The following is a 5,348-nucleotide window of genomic DNA, read 5'->3' as shown; positions in this document are numbered from 1 at the left end:
TGTTACAGCGTCGCGCTCAGACGGTCGGGCGAGGAGGAGCCGTATCCGCGAAGGCTCGTGCGTATCGAGTTCCGGTGAGCAGCAAGAGCATTCCGACCACCAGGAAGGCCGCCACCCGGACCAGACCGGACAGCGTCGACAGGTCGAACAGGAAGAGCTTGGCCAGTGCGGCAGCGGCGACGAGCAGACCCGACACCAGGCACACCTTCGCGACGGCCGGCGACCGGGACAGCCTGCGCAGCCCGTAGAACAGCGAGGCCGTGGCCGCGACCATCCACACGATCGTCGCGAGACTGTGCCCGAGGATGAATCCGTCCGCCCCGCCAAGAGATACGCCCAGCGACACCGCCGCGACGAGCACGTAGTACAGGCCGGCGATACTCACCGCGATCCACACACCGGTGACCAGCGATTGATCCGCCCAGCCGGGAAGCCGGGGCACCGTCCACGCCACCATCGCCGCGACGCCGAGCCCCAGCACCGCCGCCGCAGCCGTCGCGATATCGAGACGCTGATCCGCGAGTCGGTGCAGCGCAAGGGTTTCCGGTGAGGCGATGGTCAGCAGCACCAGTCCGCCGAGCAGCGCGAAGCCAATGCCGACACAGGCTCCCACGCGAGTGCGGCCCGTCGCGGCGACGGCGAGGAATGCCAATGCCACCGCGAACAGCGCCGTCGGCAGGAGGTGCGGGTCGCTTCCGGTAGCGCTGACGCAGGTCAGCAGGAGAGACACGGCGCCGGTCAGTGCGGAGACCAGCGCGGTGTGCCGGGGAATCCCGAGCCGATCGGCGAAACCGGGAACGAGCGTCGTCGCGGCCAGACCGAGCAGCATCGCGGCCAGCGCGCCGGTGATCGACGCGGTCACCACACGATCGAACAGCATCGCCGCGGCGAAAACCGGCAGGGCGGTGAGGGCGATGGTGATACTCGCGGTGATGTCGCCGGACTTGCGACGCACCACGAATACCGCGCCGACCAGCCCGACCACAGCACACGCGACCGCCGCGACCAGCAGTCCACCGCGCTGCTCCACCTCGTCACCGGAGATGGCGGCCGATAGCCCGCTGAGCGCGATCACGCTCAGCGCGGCCAGCACCACGGGCAACGTCCGCGCCACGTGCAGAACCGGCCACTCCCTGCGCATCTGCACCGGAACACCCGCGGCCTGCACGACCACCAGGAACCCCAGCAGCATCAGCTCGGTCGTCAACGCCGGCGACAACAGCGCCGCCCCAAGGACGACACCCACGGCCAACGGCTGCGACTGCCATCGCATCGCCACCCCGACACCGACCAACGCGACCACCAACGCCACCGCCAGCCCCACCCCCGATGCCACCCAGCGGTAATACCCGGTCACCGCGACAACATCCAGATAGGCACCGGCAATACCGGTAGCCACCAAGGCAATTCCACCGACCCGGCCACCAGGACGGCCGAACACCCGCCACCCCGCACCGACGAGCCCGACCGAAAGAACCCCACCGGCAACGACTCTCGCCACCGGCCCGAAGAACCCAGCCTGCGCAGCCAGCACCAACAGCATCAGTACACCGATCAGCGTGACCCCGACCCCGGCCACCGCCAGCACCCGAGAGATCACCCCTTCCCGCTGCCACCACGGCGTCCGAGGCTTCCGCACCGGCGGCGCAACCCACCCAGCCGCCCGCTGCCCCACCCCAGCCGAACGTCCACCCGGGCCAAACCCAGGAGCCCCGGCCCAACCCCCATACCCCGGCGCATACTGCGGACCTGATCGCGCCACAGCCATTTGCGCACCAGGGCCACGCCCCGATGTCCACCCCGCAGGAACCGGCGCACCACCACCAGGGACTCCCCCCGGAACCGGCACACCGCTGAAAGGCGCTCCCCCCGGAACCGACGGACCACCAACCGGCATTTCCCCTCGGACCGGAACGCCCCACGCGGACACCCCACCAGGTACCGGCAGCCCACCAGGCGGGACACCGCCGGACGCACCTCCAGCGGTCATATCCGCAGGCACCCCACCACCAGCGGCCGCGCCACCCGGAACCGAAGACCCAGCCGACGCCCCACCCGAAACCGGCGCACTTCCACCCGAAACACCTGTAGCCACCGCACTCTCAGCGGCGGCGGTTACCGGATCCGGCATACCACTAGCAGGCTTTTCGCCCCCAGCGGCCGCACTTCCCGCAGCTATCCCGCCCGGATCCGATGCCCAGCCAGCCCACTCAGCACCGGGAACCGGGGAATCGGCGGGACCTGCCGCAGCCTGCGCATCGACCGCCGACCGATGCACTTCCCCCTGCAACTGTGCGCGCAGCACATCCAGCTCACCACCCAGCCGCCCCATCTGGGCGCCGAGCGTGGTGAACTCACCCGAGAGTCGCGCGACGAGCGCGGGATCGATCGACGTACTCATGCCTTCATCGTCGACGCGCGGGTCACGCGGGGCATGAGTAGAAACACCCGGTGGGGTGCGGGACTCCTACGTGAATCGCCTCAGGAACCCAGCAGGCGGCGCCATTGGACCATCAGCGGGTACTTCGCGGTGACGGAGCCGAAGCGAACGCGGCCGTGGACGACCAGGTGCAGTGGGCCGATGGGCGGGCCGGTGCGGACCTTGTTGTTGACGCTGGAGCCGATCAGGTCCAGGCCGTTGAGGTCGACGGTGGCGGCGGCGGGGACGAGCAGGGTGAGGCCGGTGCAGTAGTCGTCGACCTTGATCTCGACGATCTGGGTCTGCATGACGGCCTCGGTGAAGTCCAGGGTGACGCCCGACATCAGGTTGTTGAGGTGCAGCACCGGCGGGACCTGCCACGGTCCGCGGCGGTGTACGCCCGAGAGTCGGCTGCGGATCAGGCCGGGGGTCGAACCGCCGGGCGGGACCGGCCGCGGCCGTGGCATGGCGGCGGGCTGGGGCGCGCCGGCCACGCGCATGCCGGGCAGGTCGACGAGCACGGCGTTGAGTTCACCGCGGGTCTTCGCGGCGAGCGCGGTGTCCATGCGTTCGGTGAACTCGCCGAGCGAGAGCATGCCGAGACCGACGGCGCGCTGCAGCAGTTGACCGACGTGTTCGCGTTCGGCGTCGGAGACGCGCAGGTCCCGGTCGCCGACGGGACCGAAGGTCGTGGCACCGGGTACGGAAAGGGATTCGGGACCGCCCATGTCATCGAGGGTAGCCAGCGGGTCGGGGGCGGCACATCAGGGCAAACCCCCATTCGAGGTCACCCGAACGGCGGAATCACCACCCAGGCTGTTCGAGCCCCGGCACAAGGGCAGTCCCGCCCCTATTCGAGCCCCTGCTCGATCGCGTAGCGCGTGAGCTCGACACGATTCGCGAGCTGCAACTTGCGCAGCGTGGCCTGCACATGGTTCTCCACCGTGCGATGCGACAGGCTCAGCCGTGACGCGATCTGCTTGGCCGAGAGCCCCTTGGCGACCATCCGCAGCACCTCGGTCTCCCGCTCGGTCAGCGACGGACGATGCGGCTGATCCGCCGCGACGGGCGCGGTCGCCATCCGCCGGTATTCGCCGAGCACCAGACCGGCCAGACCGGGCGTGAACACCGGCTGACCCGCGGCGGTGGCCCGCACGGCGTCGATCAGCTCGGCCGCCGACGCGCTCTTCACCAGGTATCCGCTCGCGCCCGCTTTGATCGCGTCGAGCACGTCGTCGCGTTCGGCCGACGCCGAGAGCACAAGCACCCGGCTGTGCGGTGACACCCGCAGCACCTCGGCGGTGGCGGTGGCGCCGTTGCCGTCGGTGAGCTGCATGTCCATCAGCACCACGTCGGGCTGGACCGCGGCGGCGCGGCGGGTGGCCGTGCCGACCCCGTCGGCGGTGGCGGGCACGGCGAACCCGGCCTCGGTGAGGTCGCGGGAGACGCCCTCGCGCCACATCGGGTGGTCGTCGACCACCATCACCGTGATGGCCTGGTCCGCCATCGCCGCTCCTTCGCTCAGCGCGCCGGGTGGCGCGGAATCCGGAATTCCCATTCGGTGCCGAGGTCGTCGCCCCCGGTCAGCAATTCGGTGGTGCCGCCGAGCGCTTCGATGCGCCCGACGATTGATCGCGAAACCCCCATCCGCCCTTCGGCTTCCGCCGCGGCGAGCCTGCCGGCCGGAATCCCCACTCCGTCGTCACGCACGCTCACCACAAGCATGTCACCGGTGTCTTCCAGCAGCACATACGCTCTCGCTGTCGGTCCCGCGTGCAGGTCGACATTCGACAGCGCGGTCGCCACGGCGGCGGCGATCTCGTGCGCGGCGGACCGACCCACGCGCACCGGATCCCCCGGCGTCGCCACCGACACCTTCGGGGTGGCCTGCGTGGTGAGCAGCGGACGCAGATCCACCTCGGCATCACCGGAATCCGGCCGCCCAGCCTGCTCGGACAACAGAACCCGCAGCGCCACTTCCTGTTCTCCGGCTCGCTGCGCGAGTTCCCCAGCGGGCCCACCTATTTCGGTGCCACGCCGCTTGATGAAGGCGAGCACTTGGAGCACACCGTCGTGCACCTCACGGGCGAGACGCTCCCGTTCCTGGGCAGCGGCCGTGATCCGCAGCGCGCGTTCGAGCTGCACCTGGGCACGCCGCGCCGTATTGGCGGCCAGCCCCAGCGCCAGCCCGACGGACACCAGCACCGGCGCGGTGGCATCGCCCCACACATCCTGTCCCCACTGCTCGCGCACCGTCACGACCACCGCCGACATCCCGAGCCCCGCGACCACCCCGGCCACCGGCCCGCGCAGAATCGCCATCGAGATCACCGAGTTGGCGATCCACAACGTCGTCGGCAGGGTCTGATGCCCGTGGTACCAGTCGTAGTCGGCGACGAGCCGGGTCGAGGCGATCAGCAGGACCGTCACGACCTGGTCGCCGAAGACCACCCAGCCGCGGATCCGGCCGGTCGCGGTGGGGAAATACCACTGCGAGAGCAGCAGCGCGGAGCTGCCCGACCAGATCGCCATCAGCGCGATCAGCACCCAGCTCAGCCGCGGATGCTGATAGTAGGGCACCGAGGCGATCTGCTGGCCGATCGCGTACAGCAGCGTGACCAGCCGGAAAGCCTGGGCGGCCCGCCACAGGGGCGCGGTCGCCGCGTCGGCCGAGCTCAGCTCAGCTGTGTGCGTCCGCATCGCCGGACTCCGCCTCGGCCTTGCGCAGCGTGCGCGCGATGTCGAACCGGCCGGGCTCGGGTTTGTCCGGCTCGGCGGAGAACAGTCTCCGGTCCTCACCACCGGCGAGCTCCCCGTATAACTCCACCCGTCAGTAGGCGAGCAGGTACCGGAACGCGGTATTGCAGACCGCCATCAGGCGCTCCGCCAGCAGCGCACCCCCGAAACCGCCCAACACCCAACCCGCGGT

General features: G+C 70.2%; 5 protein-coding genes. All 5 read right to left on the bottom strand.

All coding sequences use genetic code 11. The annotated features are described in order from the left end of the window. Positions 1–16: 16 nt before the first annotated feature. Positions 17–1,639, bottom strand: coding sequence for a DUF2339 domain-containing protein (locus tag ACFWPJ_RS12920; RefSeq protein WP_378850382.1), 1,623 nt, complete (start codon positions 1,637–1,639; stop codon positions 17–19). A gap of 842 nt (positions 1,640–2,481) precedes the next feature. After that, a complete protein-coding gene (locus ACFWPJ_RS12915; protein ID WP_378850379.1) occupies positions 2,482–3,147 on the bottom strand; it encodes a DUF1707 domain-containing protein in 666 nt (221 codons plus the stop codon). A gap of 122 nt (positions 3,148–3,269) precedes the next feature. Further along, positions 3,270–3,926, bottom strand: a complete 657-nt coding sequence (locus ACFWPJ_RS12910; protein ID WP_378850376.1) for a response regulator — start codon at positions 3,924–3,926, stop codon at positions 3,270–3,272. A 14-nt stretch (positions 3,927–3,940) separates the two neighbouring features. After that, on the bottom strand, positions 3,941–5,119 hold the full coding sequence (gene macS, locus ACFWPJ_RS12905) for a MacS family sensor histidine kinase (RefSeq protein WP_378850373.1): 1,179 nt from the start codon (positions 5,117–5,119) through the stop codon (positions 3,941–3,943). After that, positions 5,100–5,246 carry a hypothetical protein gene (locus ACFWPJ_RS12900; RefSeq protein ID WP_378850371.1) on the bottom strand — a complete coding sequence of 49 codons (147 nt, stop codon included), beginning with the start codon at positions 5,244–5,246 and terminating at the stop codon, positions 5,100–5,102. Before ACFWPJ_RS12900 ends, macS begins: the two co-directional genes overlap by 20 nt. Positions 5,247–5,348: the final 102 nt, after the last annotated feature.

The organism is Nocardia sp. NPDC058497 (assembly GCF_042720195.1).
Lineage (GTDB): Bacteria > Actinomycetota > Actinomycetes > Mycobacteriales > Mycobacteriaceae > Nocardia.
The sequence above is the reverse complement of the archived record's forward strand: the minus strand, read 5'-3'. Positions and strand labels throughout refer to the sequence as shown.